The 21,566-nt window shown below is 38.6% G+C and carries 21 protein-coding genes, 2 pseudogenes, 1 riboswitch and 1 other annotated feature; of the genes and pseudogenes, 7 read left to right on the top strand and 16 right to left on the bottom strand.

Translation table 11 applies throughout. From position 1 onward, the window contains the following. Positions 1 to 10 precede the first annotated feature (10 nt). On the top strand, positions 11 to 1,963 hold the full coding sequence (locus ACP3VS_RS10560; protein ID WP_426388650.1) for an endospore germination permease: 1,953 nt from the start codon (positions 11 to 13) through the stop codon (positions 1,961 to 1,963). 55 nt (positions 1,964 to 2,018) lie between these two features. Here ACP3VS_RS10560 and metA read toward each other — a convergent pair whose 3' ends face one another. Next, positions 2,019 to 2,954 (bottom strand): homoserine O-acetyltransferase MetA, encoded by a 936-nt coding sequence (metA, locus tag ACP3VS_RS10555; RefSeq protein WP_012294631.1) that lies wholly within the window; start codon positions 2,952 to 2,954, stop codon positions 2,019 to 2,021. Positions 2,955 to 3,052: 98 nt separating this feature from the next. After that, positions 3,053 to 3,162: riboswitch (SAM riboswitch) on the bottom strand. Between the two features lie 202 nt (positions 3,163 to 3,364). Between metA and ACP3VS_RS10550 the strand changes: the two genes are divergently transcribed. Further along, entirely contained in the window at positions 3,365 to 3,736 is a 372-nt protein-coding gene (locus ACP3VS_RS10550; protein WP_025116318.1) for a nucleotide excision repair endonuclease, read from the top strand. Positions 3,737 to 3,781: 45 nt separating this feature from the next. Here the strand turns inward: ACP3VS_RS10550 and ACP3VS_RS10545 are convergent, their stop codons facing one another. Together ACP3VS_RS10545 and ACP3VS_RS10540 are read right to left on the bottom strand one after the other, a co-directional pair. After that, a complete protein-coding gene (locus tag ACP3VS_RS10545; RefSeq protein WP_230584417.1) occupies positions 3,782 to 4,165 on the bottom strand; it encodes a hypothetical protein in 384 nt (127 codons plus the stop codon). A gap of 21 nt (positions 4,166 to 4,186) precedes the next feature. Then, positions 4,187 to 4,969, bottom strand: coding sequence for a TrmB family transcriptional regulator (locus tag ACP3VS_RS10540; RefSeq protein WP_012294634.1), 783 nt, complete (start codon positions 4,967 to 4,969; stop codon positions 4,187 to 4,189). Positions 4,970 to 5,096: 127 nt separating this feature from the next. Between ACP3VS_RS10540 and ACP3VS_RS10535 the strand changes: the two genes are divergently transcribed. Next, a complete protein-coding gene (locus ACP3VS_RS10535) occupies positions 5,097 to 5,867 on the top strand; it encodes a TSUP family transporter (protein WP_008178734.1) in 771 nt (256 codons plus the stop codon). Between the two features lie 44 nt (positions 5,868 to 5,911). Here ACP3VS_RS10535 and panF read toward each other — a convergent pair whose 3' ends face one another. Together panF and ACP3VS_RS10525 are read right to left on the bottom strand one after the other, a co-directional pair. Continuing rightward, entirely contained in the window at positions 5,912 to 7,357 is a 1,446-nt protein-coding gene (gene panF / locus ACP3VS_RS10530) for a sodium/pantothenate symporter (protein ID WP_036161783.1), read from the bottom strand. Continuing rightward, positions 7,357 to 7,620 carry a YhdT family protein gene (locus ACP3VS_RS10525; RefSeq protein WP_012294636.1) on the bottom strand — a complete coding sequence of 88 codons (264 nt, stop codon included), beginning with the start codon at positions 7,618 to 7,620 and terminating at the stop codon, positions 7,357 to 7,359. The genes panF and ACP3VS_RS10525 overlap by 1 nt, the downstream gene beginning before the upstream one ends. A 166-nt stretch (positions 7,621 to 7,786) precedes the next feature. Here ACP3VS_RS10525 and ACP3VS_RS10520 point away from each other — a divergent pair, with 166 nt between their 5' ends. Then, positions 7,787 to 8,395: a DUF6241 domain-containing protein gene (locus ACP3VS_RS10520; protein ID WP_051889519.1), complete on the top strand. Its 609-nt coding sequence runs from the start codon at positions 7,787 to 7,789 to the stop codon at positions 8,393 to 8,395. Between the two features lie 57 nt (positions 8,396 to 8,452). On the opposite strand, the gene ACP3VS_RS10515 is transcribed toward ACP3VS_RS10520, so the two are convergent. The 4 genes and pseudogenes from ACP3VS_RS10515 to ACP3VS_RS10500 form a co-directional block, all read right to left on the bottom strand. Then, positions 8,453 to 8,623 carry a hypothetical protein gene (locus ACP3VS_RS10515; RefSeq protein ID WP_155273058.1) on the bottom strand — a complete coding sequence of 57 codons (171 nt, stop codon included), beginning with the start codon at positions 8,621 to 8,623 and terminating at the stop codon, positions 8,453 to 8,455. Beyond that, a pseudogene (locus tag ACP3VS_RS10510) lies at positions 8,595 to 8,768 on the bottom strand (alpha/beta fold hydrolase); the annotation flags it as partial. The pseudogene ACP3VS_RS10510 and the gene ACP3VS_RS10515, both read right to left, overlap by 29 nt. Positions 8,769 to 8,793: 25 nt before the next feature. Then, positions 8,794 to 9,033 carry a hypothetical protein gene (locus ACP3VS_RS10505; RefSeq protein ID WP_426388646.1) on the bottom strand — a complete coding sequence of 80 codons (240 nt, stop codon included), beginning with the start codon at positions 9,031 to 9,033 and terminating at the stop codon, positions 8,794 to 8,796. A gap of 280 nt (positions 9,034 to 9,313) precedes the next feature. Further along, the gene (locus tag ACP3VS_RS10500) at positions 9,314 to 10,294 is read right to left on the bottom strand and encodes a diaminopimelate dehydrogenase (RefSeq protein ID WP_012294638.1); all 981 of its coding nucleotides are present in this window, start codon (positions 10,292 to 10,294) and stop codon (positions 9,314 to 9,316) included. A 283-nt stretch (positions 10,295 to 10,577) separates the two neighbouring features. On the opposite strand from ACP3VS_RS10500, the gene ACP3VS_RS10495 reads away from it, so the two are divergent. Continuing rightward, positions 10,578 to 10,877, top strand: a complete 300-nt coding sequence (locus tag ACP3VS_RS10495; protein ID WP_036163751.1) for a hypothetical protein — start codon at positions 10,578 to 10,580, stop codon at positions 10,875 to 10,877. 34 nt (positions 10,878 to 10,911) lie between these two features. Here the strand turns inward: ACP3VS_RS10495 and yeiL are convergent, their stop codons facing one another. Further along, positions 10,912 to 11,586, bottom strand: coding sequence for a transcriptional regulator YeiL (yeiL, locus tag ACP3VS_RS10490; protein ID WP_426388644.1), 675 nt, complete (start codon positions 11,584 to 11,586; stop codon positions 10,912 to 10,914). Between the two features lie 98 nt (positions 11,587 to 11,684). On the opposite strand from yeiL, the gene ACP3VS_RS10485 reads away from it, so the two are divergent. Further along, the gene (locus ACP3VS_RS10485; protein WP_036161791.1) at positions 11,685 to 12,836 is read left to right on the top strand and encodes an MFS transporter; all 1,152 of its coding nucleotides are present in this window, start codon (positions 11,685 to 11,687) and stop codon (positions 12,834 to 12,836) included. A 37-nt stretch (positions 12,837 to 12,873) separates the two neighbouring features. On the opposite strand, the gene ACP3VS_RS10480 is transcribed toward ACP3VS_RS10485, so the two are convergent. Further along, positions 12,874 to 14,058 carry an oxalate decarboxylase family bicupin gene (locus tag ACP3VS_RS10480; RefSeq protein WP_036161794.1) on the bottom strand — a complete coding sequence of 395 codons (1,185 nt, stop codon included), beginning with the start codon at positions 14,056 to 14,058 and terminating at the stop codon, positions 12,874 to 12,876. Between the two features lie 146 nt (positions 14,059 to 14,204). Beyond that, on the bottom strand, positions 14,205 to 15,665 hold the full coding sequence (locus ACP3VS_RS10475) for a PLP-dependent aminotransferase family protein (protein WP_426388641.1): 1,461 nt from the start codon (positions 15,663 to 15,665) through the stop codon (positions 14,205 to 14,207). A gap of 106 nt (positions 15,666 to 15,771) precedes the next feature. On the opposite strand from ACP3VS_RS10475, the gene ACP3VS_RS10470 reads away from it, so the two are divergent. Continuing rightward, positions 15,772 to 16,374: a LysE/ArgO family amino acid transporter gene (locus ACP3VS_RS10470; protein ID WP_426388639.1), complete on the top strand. Its 603-nt coding sequence runs from the start codon at positions 15,772 to 15,774 to the stop codon at positions 16,372 to 16,374. Positions 16,375 to 16,415: 41 nt separating this feature from the next. Here the strand turns inward: ACP3VS_RS10470 and ileS are convergent, their stop codons facing one another. From ileS to ACP3VS_RS10450, 4 genes and pseudogenes are all read right to left on the bottom strand, one after another. Continuing rightward, positions 16,416 to 19,508, bottom strand: a complete 3,093-nt coding sequence (ileS, locus tag ACP3VS_RS10465; protein WP_426388637.1) for an isoleucine--tRNA ligase — start codon at positions 19,506 to 19,508, stop codon at positions 16,416 to 16,418. Positions 19,509 to 19,567: 59 nt separating this feature from the next. Further along, positions 19,568 to 19,804: a binding site (T-box leader), on the bottom strand. A gap of 243 nt (positions 19,805 to 20,047) precedes the next feature. Continuing rightward, positions 20,048 to 20,529 (bottom strand): annotated as a pseudogene (locus tag ACP3VS_RS10460) (DUF2785 domain-containing protein). Next, a complete protein-coding gene (locus tag ACP3VS_RS10455) occupies positions 20,466 to 20,705 on the bottom strand; it encodes a hypothetical protein (RefSeq protein WP_230586011.1) in 240 nt (79 codons plus the stop codon). The pseudogene ACP3VS_RS10460 and the gene ACP3VS_RS10455 overlap by 64 nt, the downstream one beginning before the upstream one ends. After that, positions 20,702 to 21,361 carry a hypothetical protein gene (locus ACP3VS_RS10450; protein ID WP_426388635.1) on the bottom strand — a complete coding sequence of 220 codons (660 nt, stop codon included), beginning with the start codon at positions 21,359 to 21,361 and terminating at the stop codon, positions 20,702 to 20,704. The genes ACP3VS_RS10455 and ACP3VS_RS10450 overlap by 4 nt, the downstream gene beginning before the upstream one ends. Positions 21,362 to 21,566: the final 205 nt, after the last annotated feature.

Below are 21,566 nucleotides of genomic sequence, written 5' to 3'. Positions count from 1 at the left end.
GGACAGTTAAATGGAAAAAGAAGTCATTAGTTCAAGACAATTTACAATTATTACGTCACTCCTTTCTATCGGTACAGCCATTTTAATTATCCCTTTAACTATTGCAAGCTCCAGTAAGCAGGATGCATGGATTGCTGCCAGCATTGGAGTTGTCCTTAGTTTACTAGTGGTGAAATTATTTTTGACGCTAGGCAACCAAACACCCACACTGAATTTTATTGAGGCAAATGAAAAAATTTTCGGTCGCTTTTTTGGAAAAATTACAGTGATTGGTTTTCTGTCCCTTACCCTATTTTCGGGAGGAGAACTATTATACTTTATTGGCATTTTTATGAAAACAGAGGTAATGCCAGAAACACCCACACTGGCATTCGCCTTGTTGTTTAGCATTATTATTATGTATGCTGCCTATTTAGGGTTAGAGACCTTTGCTCGCTCAGCAGAAATACTTTTCCCTATGTTTATCTTAATTTTTATTTTCTTTATTGTTTGTATTACTCCACAAATTAAGTTTGAAAATATACAACCAATTATGGAAGTATCCAAAACATCCATGTTCTATAGTATTATTCGCTTTATGAGCGTCTTTTCTTTTTCCCTAGTTATGTTATTAATGATTTACCCTGCCAGTGTGAATGTCCAGCAATCCTCAAAGAAAGGATTTTACATAGGCACGATTCTCGGTGGATTTGTTTTAGTAACATTGATTACCCTTTGCATACTAGTATTAGGGGCAGCCAATACGGCTTCCCGAACTTTTCCTAGCTATGCTTTAGCACAGAGAATCTCGATCGGCAACTTTTTACAGCGTATTGAAATTATCATGGCTTTTATGTGGATTACATCTATTTTTATTCGGACCTTTATGTACTTCTATACAACGGTTGTGGGAATTGCACAAATTATGAAACTGAAGGATCACCGCCCACTTATCTTACCAATGGGTATCATTATGATTGGTCTTTCACAAATTATTCATCCTGATATTGTCCATTCCGACAATTATAATAATGAAATTTGGCCTATCTATTCATTTATTTTTACCATTTTATTACCTATCCTGCTACTTATTGTAGCCGTCATACGTAATCGAAAATCACAAGGGAATGCGGCTGCGAATGCTAATCAGGGGCAAGTAACTGATGTGGGTAATACGGATGCTAATCAAGGAAATCAACCTAATCCTGCTAATACGGATTCCCAACAGGATAATCAGATGAAACCTAATAATAGGGATGTCAATCAAGATAATCCAACTAACAATGCTACTACTGATTCCAACCAAGATAACCACACTAAACCTGACAAAATGGATGCCAATCAAGATAATCCAACTAACGATGCTACTACTGATTCCAACCAGGATAATCAGATGAAACCTAATAATAGGGATGCCAATCAAGATAATCCAACTAACGATGCTACTACTGATTCCAACCAGGATAATCAGATAAAACCTAATAATAGGGATGCCAATCAAAATAATCCAACTAACAATGGTACTACAGATTCCAACCAAGATAACCACACTAAACCTGACAAAATGGATGCCAATCAAGATAATCCAACTAACAATGGTACTACTGATTCCAACCAGGATAATCAGATGGAACCTAATAATATGAATGCCAATCAAGATAATCCAACTAACGATGTTACTACTGATTCCAACCAGGATAATCAGATAAAACCTAATAATAGGGATGCCAATCAAGATAATCCAACTAACGATGCTGCTACAGATTCCAACCAAGATAATCACACTAAGCCTGATAAAATGGATGCCAATCAAGATAATTCAACTAACGATGCTGCTACAGATTCCAACCAAGATAATCAGATGAAACCTAATAATATGGATACCAATCAAAATAATCCAACTAACGATGTTGCTACAGATTCCAATCAGAAAGATCAGGCTAAACCAGATATTACGGTTTCTGACAAGAAGAATTTAGAATAACAAAGTCTAATTCCTTCAGCTACTTAGCGAAGAAATTAGACTTTGTTATTGTTATTTAAATATGATATTCAATTTCGTCCACAAAGTCCCATTCATATGGTGTCTCTTGGTATACATAGTAGTTCAACCAGTTGGAGAACAATAAATGTGTATGGGCACGCCATGTATTCATCGGTTCCTTTTCTGGATCATCATTTGGGAAGTAGTTTACTGGAACGTTGATATCAATGCCCTTGGCAACATCGCGACTGTATTCATCAGCCAGTGTTGTCGCATCATATTCTAAATGACCTGTAATCATAATGTTTTTATTATCTTTAGATTGCACGATAAACACACCTGCATCCTCTGAATAGGATAATAAGCGTAAGTCTGGATGATTGCGAACCTCGTCAATCGAGACAGATGTATAGCGAGAATGAGGGGCTGTAAATAAATCACTAAAGCCTCGTACTAAATCCACTGTTAAATCAGTAATCACATGAGAATAAACGCCGGAGCATTTAGCAGAAAGCTCTATTTTTCCAATTCCATAATGATGATATAACGCAGCCTGTGCCCCCCAACATATATGTAGCACGGATGTCACATTCTTTTTAGACCAATCCATAATTTCAGCAATTTCCTGCCAATAGTTAACCTCTTCAAATGGCATTTTTTCTACAGGTGCCCCAGTAATAATCATACCATCATAACGTCGGTGACGAATTTGGTTAAACGTTGTGTAAAATAATTGTAAGTGAGATTTACTGACATTTTTAGATTCATGAGTAGCCGTGTTTAAAAAAGTAATATTGACCTGTAAGGGTGTATTTCCTAGTAAACGTAATAATTGTAGCTCCGTTTTTTCTTTTTCGGGCATCAAATTTAAAATTAATATGTTTAATGGACGTATTTGCTGTGTTCTCGCACGATCCTCTTCCATCACGAAGATTTTCTCCTCACGTAAATGCTCCCCAGCAGGTAAATTTTTCGGAATATTAATTGGCATCTAGCATTCCCCTCTCTTTTTTGCTCCTTTTTCTAAAAAAATTAAAAATCCTCCACATTCCATATGAGATAGAATGAGAAGGATTTTTTTCACGTTCACTCTTATCTCTCAAAGGAAAAACCTTTGCTGGAATTAGCACCTTTCTAACATTTGTTAGAGGTTGCTGAAGCGTCATCGGGCCAAATCCCTCTGCTTCTCTTGATAAGATTATTTAATTATTTTGAATTGTAACATGGACTAGTTAGAATATCAATAATTCATAGAATATTTTGTTATTCCTATGCATGTTCTACATTAATTTGATAAACACTAAGCTTGCTGTATATGGTTATTCTACATGAAATTTTATGGTAAACATGCCGCTATTATGTTACCATATATCTTTAGTAATAGAGAGGAACGTGAATACTTTGATTAATATTGAATTTCCAAAACCAGATGTAGTTATTCGCCAACGCGAACAAGATGTAAAACCAGGTGATGTCCCAATTACACCATACTTTGGTTTCATCGACTTCCACAAAATCACACGTGATAAAGGCGGCATTTTCTTATTTTATAATGAAAAGAATGAGTTATTATTTGTCGGCAAAGCACGTAAAATTCGCCAACGCATAAAAAAACATTTTGAAGACAATGTATCTCCGATGAAAAACTATCGTGACGAGGTCTTCAAAATTGAAGTCTATGAAGTAGAAGATCCTATGGAACGTGAAATTTATGAAACGTATGCGATTAATACGTTCCGCTCCAAATACAATGTAGATAAAGTATTTTATTAATATCAATAAAAACCGAAATCTCTTTTTAGGGATTTCGGTTTTTTATTACAGCATGGTAATACGATCTATCGGCATGCTTTTGCCATTAATATACAGTTCGATAATAGTCAGCTCCGCGCTTTTGTTGATGGCATAGACATAGGGTAGAGCTTCTTTCTTTTGCTCGCTTCCTTCCTTGAAATGAATGACTAACCTATTTTCATTAGCTGCTACACTTGCTAGCACATTTCCTTTTGAAAACATGACAAGATAGTACGTCACGTCATCTTCATACAATAACTGAATTCTGTCTGTAGCTATAATATGTTGTTGGATATGGTCAGGAACGATTGTTAGCTCTTGAATCTTAGGAAAAACCGGCAGCGGTGCAGAATCACATCCACCCATCATTAATAAATAAAGTAATACTGGCAACATCCATTTTTTCAAGATGCTCCCCTTCCCTTATAACTACTCTAAGAAAAATGCTTTACGTTCTTTAGCAATCCAGTCCTCCAATTCATTATCATCGCGTTTTACTAGTCTATTGATAAGAACATCATGCCAAATATAATCCTCTAGTAAATAAATATGCACAGGGTCATTCGTTATAAATGCGGTTTCTTGGTTGGATGGCGAGTGACCATAAATCATTTCTTGACCATCAACCGATAAAATAAACCAATGAGGTGTAGAAGTCTTTCTCGTATAGTGTGTGGCTCTGTGCATGTCTATAGATGCTAGATGTTCCTCGACATATAAAGTGATGCCATGCACCTCCACATGCTGAGATACCTCTTCAATATCCTCACGTAAGGTATCGTACATATCTTCCCACATCGATAGGATGACTTTTGTCTCTGCTTTTTTTAATAAGGTTTGACAATAATTAACGATCGTCTGCTTCCCTTTTAGCATTAATACTTTAGATTCCGCTTCCTGTTCTTTCATTTCTAGTTTTTCTAACTGATCACTAATCGATGTAAAATTCGATTGCCAGCGCTGTTGAATTTGCTGCAAAAACATCTCGACAGGAATAGAAGAATACGTCGTTTGATCCGCCGTTTCCTCTTTCAGTACGAATCCCTTTTCAACAAGACCATTTAATATGTCATAGATTCTAGCTCTTGGAATCCCAGAGTTTTTGCTAACTTGATAGGCACTGACATGACTATTTTGTACGAGTGCTGTATAGGCCTTTGCCTCATATTCTGTCAATCCCAGTTCTTTTAATTGGGCGATTAATTCATCCATATCATCCCTCCATATTTTTATTATAGGCTACTGTTGTGAACATTTGCCAATGAAAAAGTTAGGCTTTACAGCTTCAAATAAATTAGTTACTATTTCAGTAGTAACTAATTAAAATGAGGTGTAAGACATGGTTTTTGATGTGGATGTACATATTCTAATACTTTTAATTTCGTTTGGATTTCTGGCGGCATTTATCGATTCAGTCGTTGGAGGTGGCGGTTTAATTTCCTTACCAGCTCTATTGTTTGTTGGCCTAAATCCAGCCGCCGCTGTGGCAACCAATAAGTTAGCAGGCGCAATGGGCTCACTTACTTCGTCCATTTCCTTTTACCGTTCTGGTCAGCTTGAAATTCGATCTGTGCTGAAATATTTCCCTCTCGCCTTCATTGGATCTTTATGTGGTGCATGGACTGTTCATTTAATTAACCCAGCTCTACTAAAACCATTAATGCTTATCATGCTGGCAGCTGTTGGGATTTATACAATCTTTAAAAAAGATTGGGGCGCTGTCTCAACGGTAAAAAATCTGTCGAAAACCCACTTATTTTTATTTATGATGCTATTATTTGCTATTGGATTTTATGATGGGTTTCTTGGTCCAGGAACGGGCTCATTTTTAATCTTTAGCTTCTTGCTTGTTGGCTTTGATTTTTTAAAGGCGGCAGGAAATGCGAAATTTTTAAATCTAGCAAGTAATGTGGCAGGTGTTTGTATGTTTGCTTACCTAGGTCAAATCCATTATGTATATGGTTTAGTCATGGGGGTTGCTCAAATTGGAGGGGCTATGCTTGGCTCTCGAATGGCCATTCAAAAAGGAAGCGGCTTTGTCCGGACGCTTTTTATTATTGTGACAATGACACTCCTTGCAAAAAATGCCTACGATTATATGATTCATTAATAAAAAACAACGCCACAGTCCAAAATTTGCGGCGTTGTTTTACATTATATGAGGAAGTGCTCGTCCTTAAATTTATGACTAGTAGCAAGACTTACGATTACAAAAATAATAAGGGAAGCTACAATTGGAATCGTAACGGTATGCATACCGAAGGCCGTCGGATAGAACCGGTCGATGAAAATATATAAAGCCATACCTGAAATCATGGACGCAATGGCGCCATATTTGTTTGCTTTCCTCCAGTATAATCCGAGAACTACCGTCCAAATAAAGACTGCCTCAAGCCCACCAAATGCAAATAAATTTAACCACACTAATAAATCAGGTGGATGGAGTGCAAAGACGATCACTGCTAAGCCAATCACAGTCGTTACAATAAAGCTTGCGCGTTTAATTTCGGCATCACTTGCCTGTGGCTTCATGTAATTTAGATAGATGTCTTTGACAACCGTAGAGCTTACTAGCATAAGTAATGCATTGACAGTGGACATGGTAGCGGCCATTGGCGCTGCTAAGACAATCCCTGCTAAAAATGGCGGCAGCACCTTCAATGTTAAGAGTGGCATGACTTTATCACCAATGTCGATGCCAGGTAGGACAGGTCGTGCTAACACACCAATTAGATGCATCCCAAACATAATGGTCCCAATAGCAATCGTACCAATAATAATCGCTAAGTGCATACTTTTAGAATCTTTATAACTCATCGCACGCACGGCAATTTGGGGAAGTCCCACCACACCTACACCAATTAATAGCCAAAACGTTGAAACATACAGAGGCGTTAAATCCCCTTCTGCTCCAAATGGAGATACGAAATGGGGATTTTCTGCGACCAGCGAGGACATAATTTTATCGATGCCTCCACCTGCAATAATAGTTCCGATTAATAAAATAACAGTTCCAATGACCATTATCGTACCTTGAACAGTATCTGTTAAAGCAACTGCTCGGAAGCCACCAATGATAACATACACTAATACTGATATCGCAAATATAAACAATGCTGCCGTGTAATGTAAGCCTGTTAAAGACTCGATTAAACGGGCTCCCCCTACCCACTGTGCCATCATCGCTGAAAATAAAAAGACAATGATACTAATAGCAGACAGAATGACAATGACATGGCTTTTATAGCGCTCACGTAAAAAGTCAATGAGCGTAATAGCTTGGTAACGACGAGCAATAATAGCAAATTTCTTCCCTAAAATCATCAGGACAAAATAGCCCGCAGGTAGCTGTGCCATGGCAAGTAGCACCCAGCCAAGTCCTTTCGTATAAGCTACTCCTGGCCCTCCGATAAAGCTGCTCGCACTACCATAGGTAGCTATCATGGTCATCGCTAGAATAAATCCACCCATTTCTCGACCACCAAGGAAATACTCCTGTAGAAACGAGTTAGAGGAGCGGACATGTTTATTGGCCCAGAGTCCAATTCCAAAAATAATAATTAAAAATAATAGCAATGGAAATACAACTTGCCAGTGCATTAGCGCTCCTCCTCCCCATCATCAAATGGAACCTCTTTAAAGAAGAGCTTCATAACGATCCAGACGAGCAGGATCATAAAGCCTGTCCCTGCGATACAGCTATAGAAAAACCAAGCAGGAAAACCCAAAACATACGAATAATTTGCGGGATCCCCTGCACCTAGTCCATATGCAAAGCCAAACCAAATCGCAAAGTTCACAAGGACTAGTCCAATTCCAATAAGTGCCTCTCGATGCGCAATTTTAAAGCGTTGATCTTTCACAAGACAATCCCCCTAACCTACTCTATTTTACTGATATGTTGGTCTGATGGGAAGAGATGTGGACAAATAAGCGTCCTTGACTTTACTACGCTTTAATTGACGATTTATTTACACAAGACCATTCACATGATATGTTGGTAGTAATTGTAAAAGGAGGAAAAAATAAATGAGATGGATACATGTAGTAGGAATCGTTGTTGTAACGGCATTGTTAAGCATAGGGGGAACCTATTTAGTAATGGACAAGAATTATAAACAAGCAACCTCTAATAAAAGTACTAACAGCGAATTAGATAACCGTTCCAAAAAGGAGGTCCAGGAAGAATTTGTATCGACAGTAGATACGAACTTCGGTTGGGAAAACCCAGTATTCTCCAAAAGGATGGATGAATGGAAAAGTGGAGATGAACCATTTGTTGACAATTTAGTAGAAGAAGTACTTCAACAAATGTCGCATCAAAAAATAATGGCTGATGAGAAAGAATCATCTATTATGATTACGCCTGAAAGAATTGACACATTGCTGCAAATGGTAGAGGAAAATATGGATGATTACGAACATAGTGAACAATATTTGGATGTATTGAATCGTTGGAAAAACGGTGATTTTTCATCTGTAGACCAAGACCATAATGATATGTGGTATCTTCAAGGGTCAAAGCAAGGTGGGATCGCTTATGGAATTGCCACAAAAGAACAGGAAATCGATTATATCTTTCGGGTTTTCGCTAAAGAGGTAGTAGATGTGTTTGGTAGTTCCACTAATAAGCGATAAGCAGCTATCTTGGCTTTTTTAACTTCTACTAATGGAGAATTTTTAAAGATATAGTCTTTAAAATACAGTAACCCCCGTCTTTACTTGATACTGACAGACAATTTCTTGTGAGGCATATTGATGAACATCTGCCCAGTCATGTTCATTGAATTCTCGTAAAATTACTGTGTCACCTACTAGTCCTATTTCATTATTTTTATCATTGTATGTGACGCCTCCCTTTTCCACCCTTCACACAATCCAACCATTCACTTATTAGATTGGTAAACAATTTAGGTTGTTCAATTTGCAAATTATGACCAGCCATATCTAATATTGCGAAGGTTGCTTTTGGGAATTTTCCTATGATTGGAAAGGCATCCTCATAGCCAACAACGGAGCAATTAGGAGTGGCTTATCTATGTTACATAAGCAATTGATAAACAGCTTGTACCAGCGATTGAGCTCCTCCATTTTGGAAAGCGAGATAATTGGTCCCATGTATCAAATGTCTGACCAAAATTAGGTACAATTTGCTGTATACTGAGAAAAAGATGCCTTAAAAAGGGTAAAACTGTATCATCTTCATCGGAAATACTATACCAAGAAAAACGTCGAGATTCGGGTATAGAAATTGAGTGAGGATGGTTGCTTGCCATATCCTGCTCCACTATGAATAAGTGTGCATGTATGCTGATGACATTTTATTAATGTTCTCATAAGAGTTGCTCGATTAATACAATAATTGGATGGATTTGGAGCTATACATTTAGATTCAATGATAATATCTGTCATGTAAACGATAACCTCCGTTAGTGTAAGGTTACAAAAATTCAGGTTATTAAATGATTGACAGTTTACCATATTTTAATAGTTTTGATGGAGATAAATAAAAAACCCGATTATCAAATCAATGATAATCGGGTTTTAGTTCTGTAATTATAATAATTCTTTACGTAATTCAGCCGCTGATTTTGGTGAAAGCAGACTGAATGGGATATCAAATACTGTTTTCGCCCCTTTATCACCAGCTTGGTTCAGACGGTGTGCTGCGCGTGCATAAGCAACTAAAACACTTGATGTGAAGTTTGGATTACTTTCGAGTTTTAATGAGAATTCAAGAATTTGTTTATCGTTTGCACCACTATCACCACTTCGAATAACAAAACCACCATGTGGCATACCTGTGTGGTTTGCTTTAAACTCTTCTTCAGAGATGAAGTTGACAGTTGTATTATATTCATCGAAGTAGTTAGGCATTGTCACAATTTCTTGTTCAACTTTTGCTGCATCTGCGCCATCTTCCAGCACAACCCAGCATTCACGAGCATGTTTCTCCCGTGTTGTTAGCTCTGGATTTTCACCGTTACGTACACGATCTACTGCTTCTTTAATTGGTAAAGTGTATTGTACAGCATTTTTAACGCCCTCAATACGACGAACTGCATCAGAGTGACCTTGACTTAGACCATCTCCCCAGAACGTATACGTTGTACCAACTGGTAATACAGATTCTCCTAATAGACGATTTAATGAGAATAAACCTGGATCCCAACCAACTGAGATGACAGATACTTTACCAGATTTTTGAGCTGCTCCATCAACCGCATCGAAAAATTCAGGAATTTTCGCATGTGTATCAAAGCTATCAATTGTATTAAACCATTGAGCAAAATGTGGACCTTGCTCTGGTAAATCTGTTGCTGAGCCCCCACATAGAATCATAACATCAATGTCATTTTGGAATTTTTCAGCGTCCTCTACTACATATACGCTAGCATTGCTTGCTACGTTTACTGTTGAAGGGTCTCGACGTGTGAATACTGCTACTAGTTCCATATCTGGATTTTGTGATATAGCATATTCCACACCACGACCTAAATTTCCATAACCTACAATACCTACTCGAATTGCACTCATTAAAATTCCTCCTCACGATTACGTGACTTTGTGAAAACCTTCACGTTAAATCTAACTACAATAATACTTCGTGTTAGAAAAATTCACAATAGTTTGAGTATGAGTTTTTTTGAAAGAATATATATCAGTTTTCTATGATTTTCATCCAATGATGGTATGAATACGGTTACAAATTACTAAATATTCCATGGACCTTTAAGTTTTCGTAAAAGACTTGTAAATGACGGCTATTTTTCGAACCAGTCTTGTACAATAAATGTAACGACAAAAGGGGGCATGTTGAATGAAAAGTACTGGTTACTCATTAAGCACAACAACGGCACAAGGAGAACTACTTACATTTTCTGTAAACCAAAGCAGTGAAACGATACAAACTGTAAGGAAGCCGCTTGAAAGTTTATTACCAAACAAGCATGTAAGTATCGGTGTTCTACCTTTTGACGTTATGGAAAGCACCTTAGACAAATCCATCCAAAAAAACAGGGTTAATGAAGTAGACTTTTATTATAGCGGCAAGGAAATTGCTCGCTGGCTCATTAAAAAAAGTGAATATAACAAATCTATCCATGACTTCTTTATTTGAAGTCTGAACGACGGTTTATATACTCCACCTATTTTTAATTCCCCAACAACTGAATCTCCTGAGCCAATTGTGCGAGACGTTTTTCATCAATAATATGGTAGCCTGTCTTGCGTTTTTCTAAAATTTTCTCCTCACAAAACTGTGCCAATACATATAATAAATGGCGATAGGAAACCCCTAAATACTCACAGATCTCTGTATGCTTTTCCTTATAAACACCTTGATCAGCCGATAATTGAATAAAGGCTGCTAAACGACTTTCAAAAGGATATGCCTGATTTTGTGTATATTTGGAGGTTATTTTTGTGGCCTTTTCCCCTAAAAACACACAAAGTCGTCGTAAAAATAAAGCGTCAGCAAGTAACTTTTCCTTACATGATTGGGTAATGGAGTAACAAATTGTCTTAGATACCGTTTGAATGCCCTTTGTATATCTTGCCTCATTCAGCAATTCAATCTCCCCCATAAAACGTGGTGCCTCTAAATATTCGATGAGTGAAACCTTGCCATTTTTATGCGTCATATAGAGCTTCGCCTTACCCTCAATCATGTAATACAATGTCTCTGGAAAAGAGCCTTCCTGGAAAATCCATTCTCCTTTGTCAAATTCACAAACTTCTAAATAGGGATTAATGTCAAAGGAGAAGAAATCATGAATAGGGTATTTTTCGAGATAATGGGTGCGTGTTTCAGCTGTTAGAATATGCATTTTTTACTCTCTCCTCTGAAAAATATGAGATATCTCACATTATTGTAGCGATGAACGTGCTATTATTCAACATAGTTAAATGGAGGTACGGTAAATTTATGAATAATCAACGATGGCTTTCTCAAAATTTCTTTACATTTTTTATTACTTGGGGCATATTCTTACCCTACTGGACAGGCTGGCTTGTGGATGCTAAACATTTGACAGTATCACAAGCAAGCGTTGTAATGGGCTGTGGGTTACTCGCTAGAGCCACGTCTAATCTATTCTTCTTCCCCACGCTCGCTAAATATGTTAACAATAAACGTCTCATTACCATTTTAGCAGTCGGTGCACTTCTGACAGCACTGCTGTACATACCAAGTTCGGGCTTTAGTGCATTATTAGTGGTCACAATTTTGTTTAGTATTTTTTACCCAGCACTGTTACCAGCTGTTGAAAGTAGTGCTGCAACGCTTGTCCAATCTGGCAACATTCATTATGGTAAAAGCCGCTCCTATGGTTCCTTTGGCTTTGTGATTGCCGTATTAATTATAAGTATGCTAACAGGGGTATTCGGTAAAAATATTATCTTTTGGAGCATGATCCTTGGCTTAATCGGCATGCTGCTTATGCAGCTATTCGCTACACCAAAGGAATTGCTTATTGTGCCAACAAAGGAGCAACGTGCGAAATCATTGTCCATGAAAACACTATGGACTATTAAAGGTTTCCCAATTGTTTTATTCATTGTTATTTTATTGCAAGGTGCACATGCCTCCTATTATAGCTATGGTTATATTTATTTAGAAGATTTACAAGTAGATCCATTTTATATGGGCATGATTATTAATATCGCCGTTATTTGCGAAATCCTATACTTTATGAAGGCTGATACTTTATTTACGAAATGGCGTTCTTCTTCATTATTACTGTTAGCAGCTAGCGGGTCTTCTCTACGTTGGTTACTCATATTTATGTTCCCAAATGTTTGGGTATTTATTGCCTCTCAAACATTGCATGCATTCTCCTTTGCTCTGGCACATTTTGCTTTTATTCGTTATCTCACACAAACCCTACCGAAGGAGCAAATTCCAAACGCACAGGGTATATATTCAGCATTAGCGATGGGGTTAAGTACAGCCATCCTGACATTTTTGGGAGGCTATTTATACGAGCTATCGCCTGGTTTATCCTTTGCAGCCATGTTAATTTGTACCGTTCCAGCCATCGCTATAGTGCTCATGACACGACGCAAATATCAATATTAATATGAAACGCAGGTGAGAATTACTTCACCTGCGTTTTTCATTTCGGATAATAGGAAAATCCAGGATATTTCACCACTGGCCACTTTTCCTTTCTTAATGCTTGTATTAGCTCCGGACCAACCTGTAGATTGCTTTGTATCAGCTCAGTTGGTGTTAGTGCCATCCATTGATTTAACGATACATCTTGGAATCGGTCACTTTTAAACATTTCCAAAAACCATAATGGCTCCGTACCTGTATTTTCAATATAGTGACCGGTCGCAAACGGCACATAGCCGACATCTCCTGCGCGATAATCGAATGTTCGAGCAGTTCCATCCCCAGTGAATACCGTCATACGCCCTTTTCCTTGTAAATAATATTGCCATTCATCATTATTCGGATGCCAATGCAGCTCCCGCATTGCACCTGGCTCAATTTCCACTAATGCTGCCGCAATATTTTTAGAGATTGGGAAATTGGTCGAATCAACAATGCGTACACTGCCACCCGGTGTTTTCAATGGTGGCTGAGCCAACAAACGGTGTTTAAAAGTTTGTGGCACCTTACCATAGGGAGATTGAATTTTTTGCGAGTCAATCGATCCTGGTACATTGCCTTGGTAAATATACACCTGTTCACTCGGAATATCATCAAAGGCACGAATTGGAACACCAAAATTCGCTGATAGCACTTCCTTTGGCGTATGAGCAAACCAATCAGAAATGGAAAGCGTATTGAGATCAGAGAAATTCCCATCATCAAATACTAATAAAAATTCACAGCCGTCCGCTAAGCCTTGTATGGAATGCGGTATTCCTGGTGGAAAATACCACAAATCGCCAGGGCCTACATCCGCAATAAAATTACAGCCATTTTGATCGACCGCCGTAATACGTGCATGCCCCAATAACATGTAGGACCACTCTGCCTGTTGATGCCAGTGTAGCTCACGTACGCCGCCCGGTGTCAAACTCATATTAACACCAGCCAATGTGGTCGCTATTGGTAATTCACGTACCGTAATTTCGCGAGACCAGCCCCCTTGATTTAAGGTCATATGTGTGTCTGAAAATGAAAATCGTAGGTTCGGAATCAAACCTGCATCTGTTGTTGGGGGCACCAGCATATCGGGATTTTCTAAATCTCTCATTATATCGCGTGGTCCTTTATCTATGCCTCCTGCCCCATCACTACGTATGGGTTGGGGCACCTGAAAATAACCTGACGACAAATTTTCCAATCATTCACCTCTTTATGTTAGAAATCGAACTGAAATGCTATGATTCTCTAAAATGTATGGGTATACAGCTCGGATTATGCCCTTTACATTCACAGGTAATTATGCAATCAATCGTTTCTGTTCAACAATTTCAGAGTGTCCCCTTCTTACTTCTTACTCACTTTGCTACCGTTACCAATATCCGTAGCCTCCACTACATAATCATATAAAATTTGTAAACCCTCCTGCATTTCCTCATAGGTTGCATAGGCGTAGGATAAACGAATATGATGCTGATCTTGAGGATCATAAATATAGCCTGGGTTAATTAAGACACGATGCTGTAATAGCTTGACAAAGAAGTCCTTATCGACAACATGATAATGGAACTTGAGCCAAATGTAAAAGCCTCCCTTTGGCTTATTCCAATCAGCTAACTCTCTAAACTTTTCCTGTAATATTTGTTCTGTAAAATCAGCACGATCCTGTAATTGCTGTCGTAAACGTATAAGATGTTTTTCATATTTCCCTGATTGTAGCCAATGTAGCACAAGTTCTTGTGAAATGGCACTTGAGCCGTAGTCCGTTTGCATTTTAATATCTGCCAATCGTTCGATAACAGTCGTTGGACCGATTAGCCAGCCAATGCGTAACCCAGGACTTAAGGTTTTGGAGACACTCCCAATATATAGAACTTGTCCACTACTATCCATTGCCTTAATGGGTGGTGACGGGTCATCAAAAAGCAATTCATGATAAACATCATCTTCAATTATAGGAATGCGTGCTGCTTGGCAGACCTCATATAGCTGTTTTTTTTCCAAAGATGCCCATACATGGTTAGTTGGATTATGCAATGTAGGAATGGCATAAAACACGGCTTGTTTTTTTCGTTTCCTTTGAGATAGTGTTTGAGCAAGCTGTTCATCTCGCTGTATCCCAATCATTTGCATACCAACCGATTGAAATGGATGAACAGAATTCAAATAGGAGGTTGATTCCTGAAAAACGATGGACCCTTGCTCTAGTAAACCAACGGCAATTAGCTGTAAAGCTTGTAATGCACCAGAGACAATACAAACGTTCTGAGGCTCCGCTTCGATGCCTCGTTTTTGTACATAATCGCAGATAGCTGCCCGGAGTTGATCATTGCCCTGTGGTGATGAGTAGCCTAATGTTTTGGGCTGCAAGGATAGCTCCCTTAGTGAAGCTTCAATTTCCTCTGTTGGTAACAGACTTGGTGCTAGTTCTCCTGTCCCTAATCGAATCACATCATCACGCTGCTCATATTCGTTAATTAATTGGATTGTATGGTAATTTGGTTTATGCAGGCTCGTTTCGATATATTTTTGCCAATTTGGCTGTGTTTGTTGAAGTAATGCATGCCAGGAATTGCGAGTGACATAAACTCCTGATCCTACCTTTGCTTCAAGAATACCGATCGCTTTTAATTCATCTAAAGCCTGTTGAACTGTACTGCGATTTACACCGAATTGCATAGCCAGTTGTCTTTGAGTAGGCAGTTTAGTCCCTGCTGCCCAATCTCCTCGTTCGACTTGGGCAGTAACCCACTGAACAATTTGTTGCTGTAATGTATGGCCACTTTTTCTACTTGGTTGCCAGCCCATGGTTATCGCCTCCATTTAAAATTGGGTGGATAAAAAACCATCCAATTGGTCGTTTTCTTTTAGTTATACCATAGCTAAAATGATGAAGGAAAGGAGGGATTAATCATTGGAAGCATTTCTTCACGGCATCATTTTAGCATTTGGTCTCATTTTGCCATTAGGCGTACAAAATGTTTTTGTTTTCTCTCAAGGTGCTACACAACCAACTATATGGCGAGCGCTGCCAGCTAGTTTGACAGCTGCCATTTGCGATACATTGCTCATATTACTGGCGGTATTTGGTCTGTCAATAATCGTCTTACAATTTGAATGGTTACGCATTACTTTAATGTCGGTTGGTATATTGTTCTTACTTTATATGGGCTATACGATTTGGCGTTCAAGTCCAGTAACTGGCAATAAGAATGATGCACTTCCCGTAAAAAAACAAATTCTCTTTGCACTTTCTGTATCACTTCTAAATCCACATGCCATTTTAGATACTATTGGGGTGATTGGTACAAGTGCCTTAAAATATAGTGGTACAGAGCAATTCATCTTCACTACAGCATGTGTCCTTATTTCTTGGCTATGGTTTTTTGGCCTTACTGTAACTGGATCCTCTTTCCAAAAGCTTGATAGCTCCGGAAAGGTGATGAGAATTTTTAATAGATGCTCAGCGATTTTCATTTGGGCGACAGCTTGTTATCTAGCAATTGGCTTACTGTAACCTACAGAGAAAATGCTCAGGATGAATCCTGAGCATTTCTTTTATAAGGAGATACAAACAGTGAGCTTTTCATCAAATAGCTCTGTTTCTGCCGATCTCACTTCTGTCCATTCTTCGCCATAATGTATGGATTTGACTAGTACATTGGCTTGTAATAACACTTCATGCTGTTGAATGACGGAAAGTAGCTCTTCACTACCGCAAAAGGCGATGGATATATATTGTTCAACAGGCAGCTGCCACTTTTTACGAGAATCTTGGATGAACCGAATTAATTCTCGTATTTGTCCCTCTTGTAGCAAACTCTCGGTTAATTGAACATTCATCAATACACGGCATTTGCTATCTTCAGCTAAAATATAGTCGTCTTTCACAATCGCTTCAGCTATGACATGACTTGATAATAATGTTAGCTGTTGCTCTTCCACTATGATGGGCACTTCCCCATTTTGCTGTAGCTGTTCTTTCTCTTCATCCGTTAACGTCAGCATATACGATTTTACTTGATTGACCTGTGAACCAAAAGCAGTACCAGCTGTTTTAAAATTAAGCCTATATTGGACACTTTCATAAGCTGAAAAATCATGCGTCCATATGCAAGCCTTAATGTTTAATTCCTCTTGTATTAACTGGCTATAAGCTTGATAGCCAGTCAGCTCTCCAGACACCTCAACAATAAGCTCACTTAAAGGCTGTTTGACCTTCATTCCTTGACTATTACGTATACTCCTACCCAGCTCTACAACCGTTAAAACCGTAGACATTTCTTGTTCCAGCTGAGGATTCACAAGCTTTTCTTCGTAGATTGGGTAGTCTTCTACATGCACACTCTTGCCTGTTAATTGTCGGTAAATATCTTCGGTGATAAAGGGCGTAAATGGTGCAAGTAATCGGCAAATGTTCGTTAAAACCTCATAAAGGGTACTAAATGCACCTCGTTTATCCGCTGTCAGCCCATGTGCCCAAAATCTTGCACGTGATCGACGAATGTACCAATTGCTTAGTTCTTCCATTAATTGTGCGATTTCTCTTGTAGCATACGTAAATTGAAATTCATCCATAGCTGCCGTCACAAGCTGAATTGTGTGATGCAATCGTGACAATATCCACTGATCTAAAGGTGTTCGTGTACCAGTATTTGTAGCATCATACGTAAATCCATCAATGTTGGCATAGAGCTGATAAAATTTAAATGTATTATCCAATGTATCCACTAGCTTTGATTTGGCATCCACCACAATCTTTTTGGAAAAACGCTTTGGATTCCAAGGAGAGCTATCAACTAAAAATGCCCAACGTAATGCATCTGCCCCATATTGGTCCATTAACTCTACAGGCTCTAATGCATTGCCTTTACTTTTTGACATCTTTTGTCCATGTTCATCCAACACATGCCCTAACGATAACACCTGTTTATAAGCAGGCTTTCCAGTAAATAACGTCGAAACCGCTAATAAGCTATAGAAAAAACCACGTGTTTGGTCGATTCCCTCAATCACAACATCTGCTGGAAACTGATTGTGAAAAGCCTTGACATCTTCAAATGGATAATGTTGCTGTGCAAATGGCATTGAGCCGCTGTCAAACCATACATCCATTACCTCTGGTGTCCGCGTCATATCTCCTTGACATGTAGGACAAGTACAAACAATTTCATCAATAAACGGTTTATGAAGCTCTATTTGCTGATCGACAGCTCCCTTGGCTAATTTTTCTAACGCTGTGATACTATGAGGAGCCTCCTCATGACCGCAATTCTGACAAATCCAGACATTCAACGGCGTACCCCAATAGCGGTTGCGGCTTATATTCCAATCCACTATATTTTCGAGGAAGTTGCCAAATCGCCCATCCTTAATATGACTAGGATACCAAGTCACTTGCTGATTGTTTTGTAATAATTGCTCTTTTAAAGCGGTCATTTTGATAAACCAGCTATCCGTTGCATAGTACAATAATGGAGAATCACAGCGCCAGCAATGCGGGTAGCTATGCTCATATTTTTCTTTACTAAATAAGAGCTCCTTTTTCGCAAGCATTTTTATAATGTCCACATCACAATCTTTTACAAATCGTCCGACAAGCTCTGGCACTTCTTCTGTGTAACAGCCTTTCAGATCCACTACATTGACAAAGGACAAGCCATGCTGTTGAACCGTTTTATAATCGTCCTCCCCATATGCTGGAGCAATATGCACAATCCCTGTACCGCTATTCTCCGTGACATAATCAGCCATCACGACAACATGACCTTGATGAACCGTTACATATGAAAATGGTGGCTGATAAGACACACCAGCAAATTCCTGCCCAGTATGCTCACTTAAAATTTCCACAGCTTCAGTGAAAACCTTAGAAACCAAAGATTTGGCTAAAATAAATACCTGATCCCCTTGCTTTACCCGTACATATTGTAAAGATGGGTTCATCGCCAACGCTACATTGGCGGGTAATGTCCATGGTGTTGTGGTCCAGCCTAAGAAATATTCATCACAATCAGCAAGCTTAAACATAGCTGTGACAGATAAATCTTTCACATCCTTATAGCCCTGAGCTACCTCATGTGAGCTTAAGGATGTTTGACAACTCGGGCAATATGGTGAAACACGATGCCCTTTATATAAAAGCTGTTCCTTATGAACATGACTTAAAATTTGCCACACCGATTCTATATAATCATTGCTTAATGTGAGATAGGGATCATCCATATCAAGCCAATAGCCAAGCTGTTCTGTAAAGGAACGCCATTTCTGTTCATAGGTAAAAACACTATTTTTACACGCTTGAATAAAGCGCTCCACTCCATACTTCTCAATCTCCTGCTTCCCTGAGATACCTAAGGCTTTTTCTACTCCTAGTTCTACAGGTAAACCATGTGTATCCCAGCCTGCTTTTCGTTCAACAAAAAAACCTTGCATTGTTTTATAGCGGGCCACTACATCTTTAATCGTTCTTCCAAAGGCATGCCCAACATGTGGTAAACCATTTGCTGTCGGTGGTCCCTCATAAAATACAAAGGGCTGCTGTCCAGCTCGATTTGTGACAGAGGCTAAAAATGTTCCCTCTTGCTCCCACAATGTCCGTATCCGTGTTTCTCGTTCAAGCGTCGTTTCTTTCTTTTGTTCTGTTTGCATTTAATTCCTCCTATACAATTCTATTTTGTATAAAAGGCATACAAAAAACCCCGTCCCAAGAAAGGGACGGGGTTAACCGCGAATACCACCCTAATTCTATTGACGCCAGTCAATAGCACTCAGCAACGTACTATCATACGTGTTCTTTTTAACGGTAGACACCCGGGTTAGCTTACTGTTTTCAGCCAACCTTCTCAGAGAGGATTTTCATGTAACACCTGCACACCGACTTCCACCAAATGTCGGCTCTCTGTAGAACAAAATGAAACATTACTTTTTCTCATCAACGAATTTGTATGCTTTTATTGTCACTCATCTTATCAGATTTACCAATTGTCTGTCAACGGTGGACAATCTTAATTAATCTCATTTAGACAAGTGATAATGCTTTGATGCAAGGTTGCATACTGAGCTTGTTGATTCGTTTGAATAAAAAAGCTCTTTAGCAATGTTTTACTATTAAACCTTACATGATAAAAATACTCTTCGTCCACTTAATCTTTTAATGTGGATAGGATTGATGGAATTTACTGGAATGATCAGACTACCTCATTTTGTGCTAAGCCTCGCTCCAACATCGCAAAAATGGGTACTAACAGCCTTTCATCCTCATCATGAATAAAGATATATTGAGGCTGTAAATAAATGGACCCTAATGCATGTAACATATCAACATAGGCAGTTTTCTTTATTTTAGGATTTTTCACAAGTTCATCGATCACACCTGATACATGTGCTACACTATGCGCCCTTCCCTTGCCAGGTACAAAGCCCTTCCATCCATTTCTTCTTTTACATAAGCCAGTAATTTTGTTTGACCTTCGTCTACCCTGTCCTGCGTTAAAAAATCATCCTCTAAATCTCTTGCTAAAATAAATGCAACCAATAAAGTTGTAAAGGAACGAGTAAAGACCCCATCTGATGCCACTTCCTCAATATCTTTCCATAATAAATGGTTCAAGCAGTAATGCCAGAGGTCTGTCCTATAACGATATCTAACAAATTTTTTTCGAGTATCCATTCATAGAAGCCACTATAAATATAGGTATCTCTTAGCTCACTATCGGTCGAGCCGATATGGGCTAGCATGGACTGTAATAGCTGTTCTTGATTCACTTGTTCCCATGTTGTTTGACCCTGTTTTATTGTGCTTAGCTTATCTTTTAAATCACCTGCCATCAATATATCCTGTATCATTTGTCAAACTCCCCTTTGTTCCTTATGGTTATGTTCTCCCGGTAGAGCCCCTCTAACTTCCAACCATTATTAAAACGGACATATGTAAATTCCTTTTGCCAATCATCCGTGTGCACAATTACCCTGCTACGCCAGGGTAAGGTGGAAGCATATATTTGCCCTCTACGAACCTCAGCTATATCATCGGTTACACCAAGAAGTGTAGAAGGTGCAATTGTATGATACATTAAATATTCTTGACGATCCGGATTAGACTCAATTTCTTCCATTACCTGCCGGTGAAAAGCAATTACCTGCTCATTTGCCTGAAATAGTGAATAAACTAGAGTACCACCGAATAGAACCATGAAGGACGCTACAAGAAGTACATGCTTCTTCTTCAAACCTATGTAAAATGCCCAATTCTTTTCTTTGTTGAATAAATGGATATACATAGCAATACTTATAGGCCACAAAAATAGTAACTGCCAACATAGGACTACCCAAAACACATCTCCAAACGAGACAAAATATCGAATGCCTAAGTAATTAACAATCCATAATGACATCGACCAGCGCCAAGTGGACTCATCCCCGGACCTACTTTTTAAATAAATGAGTAGGAGTGGCAGGCTTAGGAAAAAAGCAGTCCCATTATCCAATAGAGCGAATATCAACTGACCACCTCTTTAATTAGAAAAATATTACAACTATTGTAACTGAAACCAGAAAAGATTAAAAGGTTGGATACAAACAAAAAAAAGCCTGCCATTTGAAACAGACTTAGTTATTGAACATGTTGGTCGATGTGCACATTCATACTGATTTGCCATTCGTCTCGTAATATGGCACTTCCACTCCATCACCATTTTTAAGACATTA

Source organism: Lysinibacillus sp. VIII_CA, assembly GCF_049943995.1.
Classification (GTDB): Bacteria; Bacillota; Bacilli; order Bacillales_A; family Planococcaceae; genus Lysinibacillus; species Lysinibacillus pinottii.
Note: the sequence above shows the minus strand (reverse complement) of the source record. Positions and strands in the feature narration are given on the sequence as shown.

What these genes read in the sequence shown, in the direction of transcription:
- yeiL (WP_426388644.1), bottom strand. Translation starts at nt 11,586, where the DNA reads ATGCATATTCTAACAGCTGAAACACGCACCCATTATCTCGAAAAATAC.
- ACP3VS_RS10560 (WP_426388650.1), top strand. Translation starts at nt 11, where the DNA reads ATGGAAAAAGAAGTCATTAGTTCAAGACAATTTACAATTATTACGTCA.
- ACP3VS_RS10540 (WP_012294634.1), bottom strand. Translation starts at nt 4,969, where the DNA reads ATGGATGAATTAATCGCCCAATTAAAAGAACTGGGATTGACAGAATAT.
- ACP3VS_RS10485 (WP_036161791.1), top strand. Translation starts at nt 11,685, where the DNA reads ATGAATAATCAACGATGGCTTTCTCAAAATTTCTTTACATTTTTTATT.
- ileS (WP_426388637.1), bottom strand. Translation starts at nt 19,508, where the DNA reads ATGCAAACAGAACAAAAGAAAGAAACGACGCTTGAACGAGAAACACGG.
- ACP3VS_RS10535 (WP_008178734.1), top strand. Translation starts at nt 5,097, where the DNA reads ATGGTTTTTGATGTGGATGTACATATTCTAATACTTTTAATTTCGTTT.
- panF (WP_036161783.1), bottom strand. Translation starts at nt 7,357, where the DNA reads ATGCACTGGCAAGTTGTATTTCCATTGCTATTATTTTTAATTATTATT.
- ACP3VS_RS10495 (WP_036163751.1), top strand. Translation starts at nt 10,578, where the DNA reads ATGAAAAGTACTGGTTACTCATTAAGCACAACAACGGCACAAGGAGAA.
- ACP3VS_RS10505 (WP_426388646.1), bottom strand. Translation starts at nt 9,033, where the DNA reads ATGGCAAGCAACCATCCTCACTCAATTTCTATACCCGAATCTCGACGT.
- ACP3VS_RS10520 (WP_051889519.1), top strand. Translation starts at nt 7,787, where the DNA reads ATGAGATGGATACATGTAGTAGGAATCGTTGTTGTAACGGCATTGTTA.
- ACP3VS_RS10500 (WP_012294638.1), bottom strand. Translation starts at nt 10,294, where the DNA reads ATGAGTGCAATTCGAGTAGGTATTGTAGGTTATGGAAATTTAGGTCGT.
- ACP3VS_RS10455 (WP_230586011.1), bottom strand. Translation starts at nt 20,705, where the DNA reads ATGATACAGGATATATTGATGGCAGGTGATTTAAAAGATAAGCTAAGC.
- metA (WP_012294631.1), bottom strand. Translation starts at nt 2,954, where the DNA reads ATGCCAATTAATATTCCGAAAAATTTACCTGCTGGGGAGCATTTACGT.
- ACP3VS_RS10475 (WP_426388641.1), bottom strand. Translation starts at nt 15,665, where the DNA reads ATGGGCTGGCAACCAAGTAGAAAAAGTGGCCATACATTACAGCAACAA.